The organism is Edaphocola flava (assembly GCF_004118155.1).
Lineage (GTDB): Bacteria > Bacteroidota > Bacteroidia > Chitinophagales > Chitinophagaceae > Edaphocola > Edaphocola flava.
In genome coordinates, this window is record NZ_SAIQ01000001.1 from 176,040 (window position 1) to 194,205 (window position 18,166).

General features: G+C 44.4%; 18 protein-coding genes. 6 read left to right on the plus strand and 12 right to left on the minus strand.

The window, feature by feature from the left end:
* Nucleotides 1-102: 102 nt before the first annotated feature.
* From EMP01_RS00835 to EMP01_RS00860, 6 genes are all read right to left on the minus strand, one after another.
* Complete coding sequence (locus tag EMP01_RS00835; protein ID WP_129019603.1) at nt 103-1,119, minus strand: nucleoid-associated protein; 1,017 nt, start codon at nt 1,117-1,119, stop codon at nt 103-105.
* A gap of 20 nt (nt 1,120-1,139) precedes the next feature.
* On the minus strand, nt 1,140-2,420 hold the full coding sequence (locus tag EMP01_RS00840; RefSeq protein WP_129019604.1) for a TCR/Tet family MFS transporter: 1,281 nt from the start codon (nt 2,418-2,420) through the stop codon (nt 1,140-1,142).
* Nucleotides 2,421-2,526: 106 nt separating this feature from the next.
* Nucleotides 2,527-3,411: a 4,5-DOPA-extradiol-dioxygenase gene (gene ygiD / locus EMP01_RS00845; protein WP_129019605.1), complete on the minus strand. Its 885-nt coding sequence runs from the start codon at nt 3,409-3,411 to the stop codon at nt 2,527-2,529.
* Nucleotides 3,412-3,555: 144 nt separating this feature from the next.
* Nucleotides 3,556-4,086 carry a YceI family protein gene (locus tag EMP01_RS00850; RefSeq protein ID WP_129019606.1) on the minus strand — a complete coding sequence of 177 codons (531 nt, stop codon included), beginning with the start codon at nt 4,084-4,086 and terminating at the stop codon, nt 3,556-3,558.
* A gap of 99 nt (nt 4,087-4,185) precedes the next feature.
* Entirely contained in the window at nt 4,186-5,016 is an 831-nt protein-coding gene (locus EMP01_RS00855; protein WP_129019607.1) for a helix-turn-helix domain-containing protein, read from the minus strand.
* A 73-nt stretch (nt 5,017-5,089) separates the two neighbouring features.
* Nucleotides 5,090-5,545: a DUF1569 domain-containing protein gene (locus EMP01_RS00860; protein ID WP_129019608.1), complete on the minus strand. Its 456-nt coding sequence runs from the start codon at nt 5,543-5,545 to the stop codon at nt 5,090-5,092.
* A 221-nt stretch (nt 5,546-5,766) separates the two neighbouring features.
* Here EMP01_RS00860 and EMP01_RS00865 point away from each other — a divergent pair, with 221 nt between their 5' ends.
* Nucleotides 5,767-6,111, plus strand: a complete 345-nt coding sequence (locus tag EMP01_RS00865) for a hypothetical protein (protein WP_129019609.1) — start codon at nt 5,767-5,769, stop codon at nt 6,109-6,111.
* Nucleotides 6,112-6,178: 67 nt separating this feature from the next.
* The gene (locus tag EMP01_RS00870) at nt 6,179-7,564 is read left to right on the plus strand and encodes a hypothetical protein (RefSeq protein ID WP_129019610.1); all 1,386 of its coding nucleotides are present in this window, start codon (nt 6,179-6,181) and stop codon (nt 7,562-7,564) included.
* A gap of 62 nt (nt 7,565-7,626) precedes the next feature.
* Here the strand turns inward: EMP01_RS00870 and EMP01_RS00875 are convergent, their stop codons facing one another.
* Together EMP01_RS00875 and mnmA are read right to left on the minus strand one after the other, a co-directional pair.
* Nucleotides 7,627-8,358, minus strand: a complete 732-nt coding sequence (locus EMP01_RS00875; RefSeq protein WP_129019611.1) for a hypothetical protein — start codon at nt 8,356-8,358, stop codon at nt 7,627-7,629.
* 56 nt (nt 8,359-8,414) lie between these two features.
* Entirely contained in the window at nt 8,415-9,524 is a 1,110-nt protein-coding gene (mnmA, locus tag EMP01_RS00880; protein WP_129019612.1) for a tRNA 2-thiouridine(34) synthase MnmA, read from the minus strand.
* 168 nt (nt 9,525-9,692) lie between these two features.
* Here mnmA and EMP01_RS00885 point away from each other — a divergent pair, with 168 nt between their 5' ends.
* From EMP01_RS00885 to EMP01_RS00895, 3 genes are all read left to right on the plus strand, one after another.
* Nucleotides 9,693-11,120 carry a leucyl aminopeptidase family protein gene (locus EMP01_RS00885; protein ID WP_129019613.1) on the plus strand — a complete coding sequence of 476 codons (1,428 nt, stop codon included), beginning with the start codon at nt 9,693-9,695 and terminating at the stop codon, nt 11,118-11,120.
* Between the two features lies 1 nt (nt 11,121).
* On the plus strand, nt 11,122-11,901 hold the full coding sequence (locus EMP01_RS00890; RefSeq protein ID WP_129019614.1) for an alpha/beta fold hydrolase: 780 nt from the start codon (nt 11,122-11,124) through the stop codon (nt 11,899-11,901).
* A 200-nt stretch (nt 11,902-12,101) separates the two neighbouring features.
* Nucleotides 12,102-12,329, plus strand: a complete 228-nt coding sequence (locus tag EMP01_RS00895; RefSeq protein ID WP_129019615.1) for a hypothetical protein — start codon at nt 12,102-12,104, stop codon at nt 12,327-12,329.
* 138 nt (nt 12,330-12,467) lie between these two features.
* On the opposite strand, the gene EMP01_RS00900 is transcribed toward EMP01_RS00895, so the two are convergent.
* From EMP01_RS00900 to EMP01_RS00910, 3 genes are all read right to left on the minus strand, one after another.
* On the minus strand, nt 12,468-13,469 hold the full coding sequence (locus EMP01_RS00900; protein ID WP_129019616.1) for a dioxygenase family protein: 1,002 nt from the start codon (nt 13,467-13,469) through the stop codon (nt 12,468-12,470).
* A gap of 84 nt (nt 13,470-13,553) precedes the next feature.
* A complete protein-coding gene (locus EMP01_RS00905) occupies nt 13,554-15,068 on the minus strand; it encodes a trypsin-like peptidase domain-containing protein (RefSeq protein ID WP_129019617.1) in 1,515 nt (504 codons plus the stop codon).
* Nucleotides 15,069-15,167: 99 nt separating this feature from the next.
* The gene (locus EMP01_RS00910; protein WP_129019618.1) at nt 15,168-16,193 is read right to left on the minus strand and encodes an acyl-CoA reductase; all 1,026 of its coding nucleotides are present in this window, start codon (nt 16,191-16,193) and stop codon (nt 15,168-15,170) included.
* A gap of 67 nt (nt 16,194-16,260) precedes the next feature.
* On the opposite strand from EMP01_RS00910, the gene EMP01_RS00915 reads away from it, so the two are divergent.
* Nucleotides 16,261-16,608, plus strand: coding sequence for a 4Fe-4S dicluster domain-containing protein (locus EMP01_RS00915; protein WP_129019619.1), 348 nt, complete (start codon nt 16,261-16,263; stop codon nt 16,606-16,608).
* A 66-nt stretch (nt 16,609-16,674) separates the two neighbouring features.
* Here EMP01_RS00915 and EMP01_RS00920 read toward each other — a convergent pair whose 3' ends face one another.
* Nucleotides 16,675-18,165 (minus strand): hypothetical protein, encoded by a 1,491-nt coding sequence (locus EMP01_RS00920; RefSeq protein WP_129019620.1) that lies wholly within the window; start codon nt 18,163-18,165, stop codon nt 16,675-16,677.
* Nucleotide 18,166: the final 1 nt, after the last annotated feature.

An 18,166-nucleotide genomic window follows, 5' to 3' on the forward strand; every position in this document is an offset into this window, starting at 1 on the left:
AAGGGTTGATAAGGAATATATGTCACTATATATAGACGTAAGGCCGTTATTGTTTCTTAGGGTGCATTCATAAAAAAAGGAGCATTTGTAATGCTCCTTTTTTTATTGCTCTACATCGTAGAAGATCTTGTAGTATTTACGCCCCTCTTCATCAATCCCCTGTTCGATCTGGCTGCGGTCACCGTGAATGTAAATATGAAAATTCTTATCCAGTTTGATCACACTTTTAAAATTACGGGCCTGCTTTTTGAGGGCTGCTGCAGAGATGTCAAATTCATTTTCTACCTGCACTTCATACTGCTGCTCATAGCCCTGCTTATATTGCGCAAAGCGGTCTATGATATCGGGCTGTGCCATTACTTCCTGCTCAAACTCATCCATACTGAAAGTTTCATGCTCTTTAAAGTACTGCACGGAGCGGTTCAGCAGATCGGCCTGATCGGCTTTAGACACATCAAAGGCCTGCGGCAGATCCTCCATCACAAAATTCTTGTACATAGACAGGGTTTGCGAGGTATGAAAATACTCATTCTGCTGTTGCTGTACTTTCAGGAACTCGTCAAACCAATATTGTGCTTCGGTAGATTTGTTGAGGTTATCAACAACGGCCACAATCGGGTGCTCATCCTGCGGGCGCTTAATAATCAGGCTTCCCTTATCCAGTTTATTAATGTTTACACCTTCTTGTTTTTCGATAGAGAAGTTATCATTTTTCGGATGCACCTTCAGGAACACATCTTTATTTTCTGATTTAAAAATGCCTATTGCCGGTACTTCCTCACCCTGAAAAACATAGTCAGGGAAGTATACCACATACAGTTCCCCACCCTTTACCTTAGGGTGAATACTCTTCTGGTACAAATGCTTGGCAATGGCCCTCGATTGCTCATGCAGGGTTTCCGGTGCTTCAAATATCTGTTGTGCATAAGTATAGACTTCGTTCAGCGACAACTGCGTTTCATGATAAAATTCGTAAAGGGTATCGAATTTAAAGGGAGATAAGAAATAGGTCTGCAATAAAGCATCTATCTCCTCCTCCAGGTGCAGCAGTCCATCCGATAGAAAATATCCTTCATCATTCGTCTTATTACCTACCTTATGTAAAGCGATTTGTAACATATATCAATCCTCTGTGTTTATTATACGGTTGTGGAACTATTCTTTTTGTCTTCTTCTCTCTTAGCCAGCTGGCGGTTATAATGAAACAGGCGACCACGGGTAAAGGTGTAATATGCCAGCAGGGCACTCAGTCCCATCAGCAAACCACCCAGCACAAATGAAGCCCCCGGGAAATATACCGGTGCTTTTTTATGGGTAAAGAAGTAGAATGTATTGGTCATCAGCGGAGGACCGATGATAGAAGTAGCACTCATCAGGCTGGTCAGTGCCCCCTGCAGCTCACCCTGCTCATTGGCCGGTACTTTCGAGGTAATCACTGATTGCAATGCCGGTCCTGCAATACCACCCAGGCAATACGGGATCAGGAAAGCGTACATCATCCAGCTTTGTGTAGCCCAGGCGAAGAGGAACATACCTATGGTGTATAGTCCCAGTCCCATGTAAATACTTTTCTCATTACCCAGCTTCGGATTGATCCAGCGGATCAGTACACCTTGTACCAGCCCCACCAGCACACCCATTACACCCAGGGAAATACCAATGGTTTTTTCAGTCCAGCCGAATCTGAACATGGTAAAATAGCTCCAGTTGCTTTGTACGGCATGAGAACCTACATATACCAGGGTAAGGGAAATAATGAGCCATAACAGTTCGGGATACTTTTTCAGGCTCAGCAGGGAACCGATAGGATTGGCTCTCTTCCAGTCGAAAGGGCGACGCAGCTCGGGTCTAAGAGACTCCGGCAGTATGAAGAAACCATACAGGAAATTGACCAGGCATAAAATGGCTGCTGCCATAAAAGGCACTTTAGGCCCCAGGCTACCCAATAGTCCGCCTAATAATGGTCCGATAATGAACCCTAAACCAAATGCAGCCCCGATCAGACCAAAATTCTTGGCACGATCTTTTTCTGTACTGATATCGGCAATATAGGCACTGGCAGTGGTTACGCTGGCACCGGTAATACCGGCCAGTACACGACCGACCATCAGCCAGGCAAAAGTTGGTGCGAAATAAAGGAATACGTAGTCGAGCGAGAAGCCCACTAAAGAAAGTAAAATAACAGGTCTGCGTCCGAATTTATCACTCAGATTACCTACTACCGGGGCAAATACAAACTGCGTCAGCGCATAGGCGAAGGTAAGCCAGCCACCATAGGTAGCCGCACCGCTGGCATCAACATGCAGCATATCTTCCAGTAATTTGGGAATAACCGGTATGATAATGCCCCATCCGATAATATCGATGAGTAAGGTGATAAAAATAAACCCGATTGCAGCATTCTTCTTGTTTTTTTGCATAGATCTTTGATTTTGAGCAAAGATAAATGCATTAAAACGATTTTCCCTATAGGCTTAAAGAGACTTATCCAAAAGATTATATGTTATAAATTGACATTAATTCTCATCAGGATATTTTTACAGAAGTCATGGTCAGTGAGCCGGCTACAGCCTTATCATTAAACAGATCAGTAGCTTCGTTTTTTTCCTGCAAAGCCAGGACATAGAGCAAGGGTAAGTAATGCTCGGGAGATGGGATGGCCAGGTCAAATGCACGGCCTTGCTTACGGAATTCGACCAGTGCTTTATGGTTGCCGTTCAGGATAAAATCTTTCATTTTACCGTTGGCTTCCAGGGCCCAGTCATATGCATAATTATCTTTATCAAAGTTCTGCCAGTCTACTGCACCAAGGTTGTGTACCATATTGCCACTACCAATGATCAGTACGCCTTTCCTGCGCAATGCTGCCAGTTGCCGGGCTATTTCATAATGCCTTTCCGGGCTTGCGGTGTAGTCAATGCTCATTTGTATGACCGGCACATCTGCATCGGGATACATATGTTTGATCACACTCCAGGCACCGTGATCCAGTCCCCAGCGGTCATCGAGGTGCACATCTGTTCCGGTAAGCAGGTCTCTGGTCATACGGGCCAGTTCCGGGCTGCCTTTTGCAGGGTATTCCACAGCGAAGAGCTCTTTCGGGAAACCACCGAAATCATGAATTGTCCTGGGCATTTCCATAGCCGTAACCATGGTTCCTTTTGTCTCCCAGTGTGCAGAGATGCAAATGATCGCTTTAGGCTTGGGTATACCTTTAGCCGCATTGCGGAATCCCTGTACAAATTCATTCTCCTCAATTGCATTCATCGGACTACCGTGTCCTAAAAACAAAACAGGCATTTTGTCTGTAGGGGTAAAGGTATCCGTCATCGTCTGCAGGGCGCCTAATTTAGTCGCTACACCTGCCAGGGGTAAAAGTGCCATAGTTCTTAAAAAATGCTTTCTGTTCATGATAATCAGGTACAAAATAGGAGCGATGTCCCTTAAACATCGCTCTGCACGGGATCAACCGGTAAACTAGTGGACAATCATTGCTGATCCAGGCACTGTTTCATTCAGTACCGCGCAGAGCGAGGGGTATAAAGGATAATTATTTTAGGCGGGTTGCTGTACAAACTGTACTTCTGCGTCGATTTTCACCTCTTCACTCACCAGTACACCACCTGTTTCCAGTGCAGCATTCCAGGTCAGACCGAAATCGGTACGGTTGATCTTACCTTTCACAGAGAAACCAGCTTTCTGATTACCCCATGGATCTTTGTTCACACCGCCATAAGTAACCTGTAAGCTTACTTCTTTGGTAACATCTTTGATGGTCAGATCACCGGTCAGGGTGTACTCATCATCATCAACTTTCTTGAACGATTTGCTGGTAAAGGTGATTGAAGGATATTGTGCCGCATCGAAGAAATCAGGGCTTTTCAGGTGACCATCACGATCGTTGTTGTTGGTAAATACAGATTCCGTATCGATTTTCACTGTAACCGGAGCGCTGGTAAAATCTTCACCATCGATTGCAGCACTGAACGTGCGGAATTCACCTTTCACATTAGTGATCATCAGGTGTTTTACTTTGAATAACAGTTCGCTGTGTGTTGGGTCCAGAGCCCATTTTACATTTGCCATAGTATTTTTTTGTTTAGATATTTACGTTTGATTTACAATGCAAAGATCCGACACAAAACATATGCGCTGGTTACACTTTTGAGACAAAGTGTTGTAAAATCAGGAAGCGATCTTTCTCATTTCTTCCCTGAACTCGGTCGGCGTCATGCCGCTTTTCTTCTTGAAAACATTGGTAAAATAAGATTTCTCTTTATAGCCCAGGTCGAAACCGATCTCAGATACCGTTTTATCTGTACTCACCAGCAAATGCTTTGCTTCGGTCAGTTTACGGGTCTCAATGATCTCGGAAATGCTTTGCTGCATGATGTTTCGGGCTATGAGGTTGAGGTTTTTGGTACTCATAAAGAGCATTTCGGCATAATAATTTACACCAAGCGGCCGCTTGTAGTTATCCTCCAGCAATTGCAGGAATTGCTTAAAGGTTTCATTCTGGGTTTGTACAATTGTATTGTGCTCAAGGTCCTGCTTGCGGCGCTCCGCTTCCATCATCGCGAAAAGGGCGCTCAACAGGTAGCGCAGCACGGTTTCATCCGGTGCAGGAGCCAGGGTCTCATCATGCATGATCTCACAGAGCTTGGCCATGCGTTCGAAACAGAAATCTTTGGGCAGGATAATGTTGGCACTATCGTGATAGAAGGCATATAAGTGAAATATCAGTTCCGGGATAAACTCGCTGCGAAAGCGCAATACCCAGAACTCCAGTTCCCCGTCTATAGCATGGGACTGTACCTTATGTAGCTTACCTTTGGCAATAAAGCTTACAAAAGGGGCATCCAGCTCTACCGACCGGAAGTCGATAAAATGGGTCAGATGCCCCTTTACTCCTATAATCAGTTCTTCGTAGCTGTGAAAATGCGGATTATTACTCCCCTGTTCTATGCGTAATGCCTCTTCGGGGGTTAATTTGAATATCCTTAGTTTTTCCTGCATAATGATGTAACCGGGCTTTTATGATGGATAAAAAGCAGAGATGTGGGAGTAGCTCTGTATGCTGTTTGTACAATTAGAGACCAAACTGTTTAAAATGATGGTCCAGGTGTTTGGCCAGCATGGTATTCCATTGTCCCGAACTCATTTTACCGAAAGAGTGCGATTCTTTACCTTCAAAATGAGCAGCACCCAGTTGTTGTACCTGGTGCATAAACCCGGTCAGGCACACTTTTTCCCGCTCAAAATTACGACTATCAGTAATGATAAAGCTGGGAGCGGTAGGCATACCCTCTTTATATGGCTTCGGACTGGTCACTATAGACTTCACCAGCCACTTCAGCATCAGTTTACGTAAACCCTTCGGAGCCGGATGTTTTTCCGGTTCAAAGATCATTTCATAAGCTACATTCAGGTGCGCCAGTACCTGTGGCGCATTCATTTTGCCCCATTTAGGCTGTGTTTCCGGTTTTAAGTTCTGCAAACGATCGAGATAAGACTGTACAACGTTTGCATCAAAGATGTTATTCATATACACATTGATTTATTCCGGCAAAAGAAACGAAAAAAGCAGACATTCCATGCATCGGCATGGTAACAATTTACGAAATAATCTGCGGTTAATATATAGTGTTCAACAAATCAATAATATATTAAAATAATACATATATTAACGTTCAAATAACATCATTCGCACACGAATATGAGAAAAAAGTAAATAATTTCATGCTTCACATTAAAAATATAACATCTATGATTAAAAAGATTTTTGCTTTATTAAGCCTTATTTTAGCGACAGTAACTAATAATATTGCATTTGCTTACGTAGAAATGGGTAATGCTTACGTTATGGGAAAATCTCTTTATTGTAGCGGGATGGCTCCATGCTTTTCTGATTTCAATAACGGATGCCAGCAATTTCAAAGTGGCACCAAGTACAAAATTTATAATGTTGATGGTAAAGGTGGCTGGACGGAATACATTATCTATTCAGAAAATGACGATGCAATTAACGAAAATAACAGAAAAAGCCAGCAACAGGGCTTTAATGAAGGCTCTACGTTCACAGTCGAACCGGTATCTGCTACTGCACATTAATGAATCATATCCTATTCAAACCGATCGCTGTTTATCGTAAACAGCGATCGGTCTTTAACCTGCATTTATGAAAGTTGTTTACCATTTCCTGTTATGCCTACTCTGCTGCGGGCCCCTATTGGCACAGAACAATTTGTTCATCGCTTTTAACATCAACGATTGCGCTTCCTGCAGCCGCAATATGAGCTATATAGCGCACCTTAATCCGAAGATCAAAAGGAATATTATCCTATCACAAAACCTGCGTAAGGATTCAGCTTATATTGCCGAGAACTTTTACCTGAATCAATATGGATTCAACTATATCTGGTCAGACAGCATGTATAAGCTGTATGCACCAGAAGGCTATTCCTCCATTGCCTTATTGCAGGATGACCAGGAGCATAGACTAATGATGCCACTAAAACAATTTATTCAGACCGGAGTTACTCTATTAAATATGTTGTCTCAGCCTTTGCTGGCCATAAATGCCGACAGCATGGACATCAACCCTCTAAGGTTGCAGAGCGAAGGCCTTATGCTCTGGATACAGGACCGTATAGGCATGCGCATTTACGCATATCACTTATTGACCCAAACCCACTTCATGCTGGAGTGTACAGATTCGATCAACAGTATGGCCTACGATATATTCAGGGGACCAAAGTCTTACAAAAAGGAGATGGGTGAACTGGCCAAACTAGGTGTACCTAAAAAGAATGCAATTGAAGATTTCTGGTATGATGGAGACAGCATTTTTATCCTTTGCAAACATAAATACGTCGACAGCACTATTAAAATCTATAATGATATAGTGGTCAATTATTTTTATTCGATTAATAAGTTCACTAAAAACGGCAGACATATCAGTACAAGCACATTACCAGTAAGCCTGCATACAATAGATAGTAATTACTATTATTTGCCTCGTCTGTATCAATATGAGGGTATAATATATAGTGCAATCGGACATGCTAACCGGTATCAGGCAGACAGAAAATATCTCTGTACCATACAGCAACAAGGAAATTCGTACCAGGCAAGTAGCTTATTACCCTTTACCCTTCCTCCAAAACATTATCGGGACGGGTTAAACCACTCGATCGCCTTGTATGACAAAAACTATTGTATGCTCCCTCTGGAAGGTGTTATCTATGACATGCAGAACCTGAAAGTGGCCTATGACCTGCACCTGGTTCCTGAAAACAATAAAAGCAGTACACTTTTTGAACAGCCGGAAATGTACATTGCAGATTTCAAAGTAAGCAAACAAGCCATCAGGGTTTTATATGCAGACAACCGGGACCATCAATATCACCTGGCCCTCTATAATCGTCAGGGCCTGCATCTGATAAAGGATACTGTTTGCTTCCCTATTGACCCAGTGACGGTATCGCCTGTTATCTGCGACTACAATTACAATATGCTGGTATTTACAGAGGCGGGTAAAATATGCATTAAGAAAGTGCTTTAATAAATAAAGAGGGATTTACGTTGTATCGTAAATCCCCTCTTTGTATCTTATAAAATTGATGCCTAGTTTTGCTCTACTGCACGCATTACTACTTCGTAACCGTGCTTGTAGCCAATATTAGGTTGATAGTACCAATAAATACGCTCTTTGTAGATCAGGCCTTTGCCATAAGCATAGATCGCCTGAGAATAATTACGGTCTGCATAGTTATCCCCAACAGGTACATTCGTTGTCTCATCCACTTCATTTACCGTAACTGTATTATAAAACGGATTGTTACCCGGATCATATGTAGCTCCTAAATTAGCATACTTATAATTCCATCCGTACTTATCTACCATGTATTCGTCCAGCTGAGGATCCAGTGTAGATACGGCAGAGTTACCATTCCAGTTAGCACCTTCTGCAACCGGGAAGATCATTTTCAGCAGGCGTACATTACCTTGTACCCATTCCAGTCCTGTAGCGGTTTTGGTTACCTGTATTACATCGCTCGGTACAAATTCCTGGCTTGAATTCTTGCGCCACATTACATTAATCGTATAGCTCAGACGGCCCTGGTTATCCTTGAAGCTGTCTACAACATCGTAACGCATCTGCGAGTGATATGAAACAGACGTTTTATTGAAGTCATCATGCTTGATTGAATCCACATCGTAAAGGATGTATTTTCCGGTTTGCAGGGGAAAATAGTTCGTATTATCGTATGGGGCTTCAGTTTCCTTTTTACAGGAAGCTAACATGAACACAGAACCGGTGGTGAGCGTTGCTACTACTTTAAATATATTGCGCATTATTGAAATCTGTTAAAAACCGGGACTAAGATAAATCAAAAATATTTTATTATGAACTATTTCAGGGAAATATTTCCGGAACGGATGATCCCTCCTGCGATTACATCATCTCCTTCATAAAAAACAGCTGACTGGCCCGGTGCAATACCGCTTACCGTATCGTAGAAGTTCACACGGATATTACCATTTTCTTCATTATACAGATTGCTCAGGCTTGGTGCCGTTTTGTAACGGATTTTAGTATCCGCTTCCATACCATCAGAAATGCCGGCATATTTTACATAATTAAGTCCTTGCACAATCATTTCGTTCTGCTCCAGGTCTACAGAGTCACCCAGTACTACCGTATTGGTTTCCGGAATGATCTGTGTTACGAAAGCAGGTTTACCCAGGGCTATATCCAGACCTTTACGCTGGCCGATGGTATAGAAAGGATAACCTTTATGTTTGCCCAGTATTTTACCTGTTTTATCTACAAAATTACCTCCGGATACAGCCGCTTCCAGCCCGTCTACATTACGTTTCAGGAACCCGCGGTAGTCATTGTCCGGTACGAAGCAGATCTCGTAGCTTTCTGCTTTTTTAGACAGTTCTATATAGCCCATATCAGCGGCCAGCTGGCGCACCTCTGTTTTGAGGTAATCACCCAGCGGGTAGATGCTGCGGCTCAGGCAGTCCTGCTCCAGGCCCCAGAGCACATAACTCTGATCTTTGGTCAGATCGCGGGCTTTGGAGAGTACAAAACGTTCGTTCTCTTCACGCACTTTTACATAGTGTCCTGTCGCGATAAACTCACAATCCAGGGCATTGGCACGCTTCAGTAAAGCAGACCATTTGATATGGGTATTACACAATACGCACGGATTAGGTGTACGACCGGCAATGTATTCATCTACAAAATTCTGAATCACCGCACCGCCGAATTCCTCCCGGATATCCAGGATATAATGCGGAAAGCCGTGATGCACCGCAGCCTGGCGAGCATCATTAAAGGAGTCGATATTACAGCAGCCGGTCTCCTTCTTACTTCCCCCGGAACTATCATAGTCCCAGGTTTTCATAGTGATTCCTACTACCTCATATCCCTGATGATGAAGCATTAATGCCGATACCGTGCTGTCGATCCCACCACTCATGGCCACTAACACTCTGCCTTTTTTACTCATGACTGCTTTTTGATAAATGAATTTGAACCTGCAAAATTACGAAAATATATGTTGATGGCTATTGCAATAAACTATAGTGCTATCAAGAAGCTTTCATACAGGCCAAATGCACATAAGCACTTGATGTGAAACACAATAATCTTTACCTTTGACCAAATTTTCAAGAGTATGTTTTTTAAAATTCAAAAAGCGCCGAAAGGCAATATTGTATATATCATTGATGCCAAAACCTCACTGACAGACACAGGTTTGAGCAAAGAAGAACAGGCTTATGTAACACAGCAGTTCAAAAATGAAGCCAAAATTTGCTCGGTTAACCAATATACCCACCAGGTATACCTGGTTATGCTTACAGCCAAAACGGAAGAGTGGCAGACTGCCGAACTGATCCGCAAACAGGGTGCCAGCCTGTGTACACAGCTGAATCAGCAAAAACTGACCGATATCCATATCCATAACTTATCAGGAAACAAACGTGCTGCTTACTTACTGGCAGAGGGTTTATCCCTGGCCAACTACCAGTTTCTGAAATACAAATCCACTGCTAAGAAGCTGACCAACAGCCTGCAGGACCTGTTTTTCTCTACCCAGAGCATTACTGTTAAGGAGTTGAACGAGCTGCAAACCATTGTAGATGCGGTATGCCGTGCCCGAGACCTGATCAATGAACCGCTGCAGTACCTGACTGCTGAACAATTAGGCAAAGAGCTGCAGCAGATGGGCAAAACCGGTGGTTTTAAAGTACAGGTACTGGGCAAAGCAAAGATCGAACAAATGAAGATGGGTGGTATACTGGCTGTGAATGCCGGTAGTGTACTGCCTCCGACCTTTACCATTATGGAGCATCGTCCGCAGAAGTTCATCAACAAAGCGCCGATTGTACTGGTGGGTAAAGGTATCGTGTATGATACAGGCGGATTGAGCCTGAAACCGACGCCGAACTCTATGGACCGTATGAAAAGCGACATGAGCGGTGCGGCAGTTGTAGCAGGTATTATGTATGCTGTGGCTATGCTGGACCTGCCTTTGCATGTAATCGGACTGGTGCCGGCTACAGAAAATCGTCCGGGCGAAAATGCTTATGTACCCGGCGATGTGATTACCATGTATGATGGTACTACCGTGGAAGTACTGAATACTGATGCTGAAGGCCGTCTGGTACTGGCTGATGCGCTGCATTATGCTAAAAAATTCAGACCGGAACTGGTAATGGACTTTGCAACCCTGACCGGTGCAGCGGCCAATGCCTTTGGCGATGTGGCCATCTGCGCTATGGGCACTGCAGGCCAGGCCACAAAAGATAAAATTCGCAACTGCGGACTGAACCAGTTTGAAAAAGTTGTCGAACTGCCTTTATGGGAGGAATATGGCAATATGATTAAATCAGATATCGCGGATCTGAAAAATATAGGCGGACCGGTTGGCGGTGCGATCACTGCGGGTAAATTCCTGGAGCATTTCACTGATTTCCCGTGGATGCACTTCGATATAGCGGGTGTATCGCATCATATCTCCGGCAAGGATTACCGCCCTACAGGCGGTGTGGCTATGGGTGTGCGCCTGATGGTCGATTTCCTCATGAATTTCGGCAAGTAAAATGAATCATTTTTCTCCTTTACCGGAGCAGGATGTCCTGGTTAAGGGCATCCGTATACATATGGCTATGCAGGAAGGCAATGGTATGCCCATCATCTTCCTGCATGATTCGCTGGGCTGCATCCGCCTCTGGCGCGATTTTCCGCAGCAAGCGGCTGCACTGACCGGCCAAGCGGTATATCTCTACGACCGTCAGGGATACGGACAGTCGCAGGCATTCAGCACTCAGTACCGGGAGCTGGATTATATGCACCGGGAAGCTGATACTCTGATCGATTTTATGGATACCTGTGGCCTGGATAAGGCTGCATTATTTGGCCATAGCGATGGTGGCAGTATAGCCCTGCTGGCTGCAGCAAAGTATCCGCAGCGCATACAGGCCATTATTACCGAAGGGGCGCATATTTTTGTGGAAGACATTACCCTGAACGGTATACAGGAGGCGGTGGAACTATACAACACCACTGCATTGCCCCGGAAACTGGCCAAATACCATGGAGACAATACCGATCCGGTGTTCCATGCCTGGGCAGATACCTGGTTGCGACCGGATTTCAGGAACTGGAATATAGAAGATGCACTGCATCATATTTCCTGCCCCACCCTCGTCTTACAAGGCGAAGAGGACGAATACGGCAGTCCGATGCAGGTGCAGCGCATACAGGAGCAGGTATCCGGACCGGTGGAGACCTGGCTTATACCCGGGGCTAAGCATACACCACATAAGGAGCAACCCGAAGTTGTATTACAGCGTTGCGTCGCTTTCTTACAAGAACAATAATTTTCACGGACTATCCGCAAGTAGGCAACGATTTTATTCGTCCTTTTGTCCGGCAACAAAAGGTGCAAAAAGATATTTCATCAAGGCGATTGCAGAGCACCGCCATTTTGTACTGTTGCGTGCATTGATCGTCTGAGCTTAACGTGTGATGCGTTCGCTGCTCGACGATCGCAGCTCCAACCAAAATGGCTATCGCTGTGATGAAAACAGCAAGCGATCTGTACAAATACAGATCGCTCGAAAAGCCTTATAAATCCGGCGTTACAAAAATCATTGGCTCAGTCGATAAAGTCGGGAACCACTGTCTGAGCGCAGCGAATTTGCGTTTACGACCGACCGATACCTTGATTTTAGCCAGGGATGTATACAGCCTTGATTTTTTGGCGCTACCTTTTGCATCAAGGCAAAATGTAGCAATAGATATATAAGCTACTTAAATCATAATGCTAAACTTTGTTTCCTTTAAGCGGATACTCAGTTAATTCTTTATACATAAAACCCTTGTTGCCGCGCCCTGCGGGCGCGGCAACAAGGGTTAATACCAGCTACGATAGCCGGCATAGTACTTAACGGTACGTCATGATCTTTACATCGGTATATCTTCCGTTCTCGTTCTCTACATTCAGCTGATAAGCATAGTTGGCATGGGCCAGACCCAGATCGCTCAGGGAAATGCTGCGCTCATGATCTCCGGCATTCAGACGGCCACAATCGATATGTGCTACCTGGCGACCCATCAGATCAAAGATGAGTAAATCTGCTTTGGAAGTTTGTGTCAGTGAGAAAGGAATGGTAGTGGTACCCGAATGCGGATTGGGATAGTTTTGTCCCAATTGCATATTCTTAGCGGTTTCTTTATCTATATTACCGATGCCTGTGGTACCGCTGCCCTGCACTGCCACTTCCAGATAAGCCTGGTAGCCGCTACTGTTGGGCGTCAATGTACACATCTGGTACTGGTATCCATCAGAAAATATATTGTCAGAGGCCAGGCTCATCGGATCGGAGCCCTTAGTATACACAGATGAGTTATTGGCGTAAATCTGGTTTTTGGTCGCAATATCAAAGGTAAACTGGGAGATCGCTGCATAATTGCTGCTTACATATACCTGGAAGTGGATATGACAAATACGGCCATTATACCAGCCCGGGAATATGGTCGTAAAATTCACATAGCCATCCGCATCGGTCATCTGGTACCCCCTCAGGTACGTAAGCCCTGCTTGTCCGGCATTATTACTGTTATCATAACCTGAATACAGGCCGTCTTTATTACAGTGCCAGATATTTACCCGCACATTCTTCATCGGCTCACAATTATTTACGCCCAGGATTCTGAGCTTTACCTGGAGTGGTGTACCCTGTTGACTTTCTGTTACATCGCTGCGGAAGAAAGTTGTGTTTGCTGTAAGATCCAATGGAAAAGGACCAGCCGTTTCTGTTGGAATAAGGGTACAGGAAGCAAGGGTATTGTTCTCATCAGTGCTGCCGGCAAAGGCTTTGGCAAAGGGAAGTGAGAGGCCGAGGCCCGCTAATCCGGAAGCTCTTAAAAATTCTTTCCTGTTCATAAAAAAATATTTGAGTTAATTAAGAATTATGTACAATTCAAAACTAACTCAAATATGTTTTTATCCTATACAGTTACCCGTCTTTTAGTCTATGCTTTTTTGCGGTTTACCGATATTATTGAAACTGTAGTAGTATGTACCGCCACTTCCGGGATAAACACCACCTAATTGTATCATATCATCAGCAGACAGGGCAGATTGGAAGTCTTCCAGTGTGGTTACTTTCTGGCCATTTACAGAAGTAATGACAAAGCCCTTTTTTATTCCTGTAAAATTCTTCAGTGCACCATCTGAAACAGCATCTACCACAATACCTCCACTGAGGCCCATACGAGCAGCATCCTGTTTCGATAATGCTTTGAAACTGGCGCCGAGATCATTGTAGGATGTACCGCTGGATAAGGCTTTGGCCAGGGCTCCTTTACTGGACTTAAGCTCAGCCTGGGTTTTGTACGATTTGCCATTTCTGCGGTAATCTACCTGTACTCGGTCTCCGGGGTTATAACGGGCTACCTGTTCTGTAAGCACACTGCTGGTGTTTACCGGTGTTCCGTTAATAGCGGTAATGAAGTCTCCTTTTTTAATACCCGCTTGTGCGGCACCGCTTCCTTCTACCACATCGCCTACATATACACCATTGGCATTATCATAGTCGCTTTTGGTAATACCCAGTTCTTTGGCCTGTGCTTCGGTCATATTGTTCAGGTCGCCCAGAGATACACCCAGGAAACCTCTTTGCACACTCCCAAACTTAATCAAGTCGTTGGCAATCTTGCGGGCCAGGTTGGATGGAATAGCGTAGGAATAACCGGCATAAGTGCCCGTTGGGGAAGCAATAGCAGAATTAATACCAATCAGCTGACCTTGTGTATTGACTAATGCGCCACCACTATTACCCGGATTCACTGCTGCATCGGTCTGGATAAATGACTCGATTGCACTGCGGGACTGGCGCTGGTTGATACCGATAGAACGGCCTTTAGCGCTGACGATACCTGCAGTCACCGTTGCATCCAGATTGAGCGGATAACCCACGGCCAGTACCCACTGTCCCAGTTTCACCTCATCTGAATTACCAAAGGTAATGGCAGGAAAGCCTTTCCCTTCGATTTTCAGTATAGCCAGATCGGTTTCCGGATCGGTACCGATTACTTTAGCGGTTTGTGTATTACGATTATTGAACGTCACCTGCACTTCATCTGCGCCGGAAACTACGTGGTTATTGGTGAGGATATAACCATCTTCGGAGATGATCACGCCCGATCCCCCACCCTGGGCATCCGGCATTTTGAATTGCTGCATACCGCCATCGCCCCAGAAATCAAAAGGATCTCTGGCCATAACAGTCTTGCCTTGCTTTTTGGTTCTGATATGTACTACCGATTTCACGGACTGCTCTGCGGCAGCAGTAAAATCGACCGGCTGCCCGACGACAGAGCCGCTGTTACTGGCATAATGCAGGTTGGCATCGCCGGTAGTTTGTTGGTTGGTAACTGGTGATTTGGATTGCTGCTGGTCCTGGAGCTTATCATAGGCCCAGGCAGTAGCCACTGACGTACAAACGGCAGCAGCCACAATAGGGATTGCTAACTTTTTCATTGTACTAAAAGCTAATTTTTATTGATTGAAACAAATTTAATTTTTAGTAGAAAATAATCTCGCTAAGCAAAAGTTTTTTAAAATAAATTTAAGAATACATTACAAATTCTGTAAGAAATCCATGGTATCTACCCCATCTGCATAGTCTGTCAGGGATGGATTCTGGTTGGCACCGAAGGCATAGCATTTACCGGATGCTTCAGGCCTCTCTTTCACCGTAATGCACTGAATATGATCATCCTGCTGCAGGCGATTGATCAGCTCCTGTTTATCATCATAATGTGTATAGTGTACTACACTGATCGGGGCAAACGGGGCAGGGTTTTCGACCATCAATATATGCCCGTTGGACATGTAATACTGCTTGTTCAGCAGATACAGGGCCAGCTGGAAGTCATAGTTGTTCCTAAACTTATTATGATCGCCATGGGCAATATAGGTATTGAATGATTGCAGTAAAGGCTCAAACTGATAATCTTTAGGTATATACACCTGGGTTACATTGCGGCAGCCCAGTCCGAAGAACATATTAATGTCATCTGACAATTGCTTCAGTTCTGTCGCGGATTCTGTACCATCAAGAATGGCAACAGAAGTCCTGTTTTTACGGATGATATGCGGGTATTTCTGGAAGTAGTATTCAAAATAACGGGATGAGTTATCACTGCCGGTTGCGATATAGGCATCACAGCCTTTCAGCATTTCTGAAACGGTTACTGTATCTGCAACTGCGGGCTCCCATTCGGTAAGTTTGGCTATAATATGATTCCAGAGTACTGTATCTTTAGAAGATAATTTCAGTTTCAGGTTGTGGCCGGAAATAAATCCGCAGAGGAAATCATGAAAGCCGACCAGGGGTATATTACCCGCCATTACGATACCCACCATTTTCGGCTCCGGGCGTTCTTGCATCAATGCAGGATATTGCGCAATCCAGTTTCGGAGCGCTTTTTCATCCAGGAAGGAAGTGGCAATATTGTGTATAGCCAGGCGGCAAAATTCGGGTGTAAACCATCCGTTTGCTCTGTGGGCACTATCTATAATGTCCTCCAGTTCAGCCGAAGGTTTCATGAAATATGTGCCTAATTGAGTCATCAAAGCGATCCTGTTTTCTAAAAGTATCATAACGGTTTGGAATTTATGCCGAGGAAATTGTAATTTTGCAGTCAAAATAAATAAATAATTACTTAAAATGGCTATAAAAATTACGGACGAGTGTATCAACTGCGGTGCTTGTGAACCGGAATGTCCTAATAATGCAATATATGAAGGCGGTATAGAATGGAAAATGGCAGATGGTACCGGCGTGAGCGGAGCCTATACCCTCATGAATGGTTCGGTAACCGAGGCCAACACGCCACATGATCCTATTGCTATTGATGTATACTATATATCTCCTGATAAATGTACCGAATGCCAGGGCTTCCACGAAGAGCCTCAGTGTGCTGCAGTTTGCCCTGTAGACTGTTGTGTACCGGATGAGATGTATGTAGAAACGGTTGAACAATTACTGGAGAAGAAGGAAAAAATGCACCTTTAATTCCTGAATATCTTTTTATAAAAGAAGCGGGCTGTATATACAGCCCGCTTCTTTGCATTATAGGTATCAATATCCGCCTATTCTGATAACTTCCCTGTATACATCCAGCTTGTCGGGCGAGCTGGCATAAAAGCGGCCGTTACGGGTAGTAATATTCAGGCGCACGCGTTGTTTATAATCACTATCGGCAATATAAGTGGCCGCAGTATCGGAATACTGGGCATTCAGTTCCTTATCTCCTTTGACATTAAGGTAAAAACATTCCATACTATCCAGTGTGGACAGTTTCAGTTCATTGCTGGCATTCACCATAAAATCAATTCCGGAGAGGTCTCCTTTCCTTAAGCGCATTGTCTCTCCCGGTGCCAGGGTAATATCCAGTTTAGTATCGTCCGGCTCGAGGAAATAAAGGTATATGGTACTATCCGTCTTATTTTTAATATCCAGCGAGGTCTCCAGAGTACTATCTACAGACTGAAAGAAGCTGAAGTATACAGGCAGGGTCTGCATCGCACTGTCCATCGTTTGCACCATGCCGGATCGGCTGTCGGACATGCCCGTATTCCTCGCTTTATCAAAAAACATTTTAGCTCCCCAGGCATCGAGCTGCTCATCGCTCATGACCAACTGAGTATTATCTCGATCACGATTATTATTACAACCTTTATCCATTATCCGGACAAAAGCGATGATGCAGACCAGGATGATCCAGATATAATTTGGTTTTGATTTCTTCTGAGGGGCGGCTCGTTTCTTCTCGGGATTAAGAGCGGTACCCGCCACTTTTTCGGCATATATTTCATGGTTTTCCCGGATCAGCCTCGCATTAGACGGATCTACATAATCCAGCTGTATCATTTGCTTGCTGATCAGGAAGCAGGTACGCTCATCAGCATTCTGTATTTCCACACAGAAATTGATCAGCACCATCGCCAGATCATCTTTCTGGCTGTAGAGATTATCCGGCAACCAGTTGATAAAACGGGCCCAGTTTTTCGTCCATGCAGCCACTTCGTCCTTTCTGTTCAGAAAGGTGGTTTTATTAAGGTTACGGAACAGGCGTATAGCCTGCTCCAAATAGCTGGTGGTACTGGCAAAGGCAGTCTCTCCGTCTCCCAGCAGAATCATCTGGCAATACACAATCCAGTCCGCAGCGGCATCAAAGTCATCTTTTGCCAGGCGCTGCTTCATCTCTTTATTAAACTGCGGAGCAAAGTACGGCGAGCAGAACCCGACAAAGGGTATATCTTCTTTTACGGTAGCAATATCGGCTGCAAACTGTTCATCAACAATGCCTGACTCCAGAAAATGCAGCAGGCCTTTGTGCGCCCATATCTTCTGGTGAAAAGCAAGCTGCACAATCATATTGGGCGATTCCAGGCAACTGAGAATATCTTGCTTGTTGTAGTCTATTTCGTCCAGCCGGATGATACCGGATGGCTCCATATTAAATTCAGCAGCAATCTGCTTTTTGGCCCGGGAACCATTAAGGGCTTCCGGGTCTGAGATTTCAATATGACAATATTCAAAAAAACGTATGGGTGATTTATACTGCATA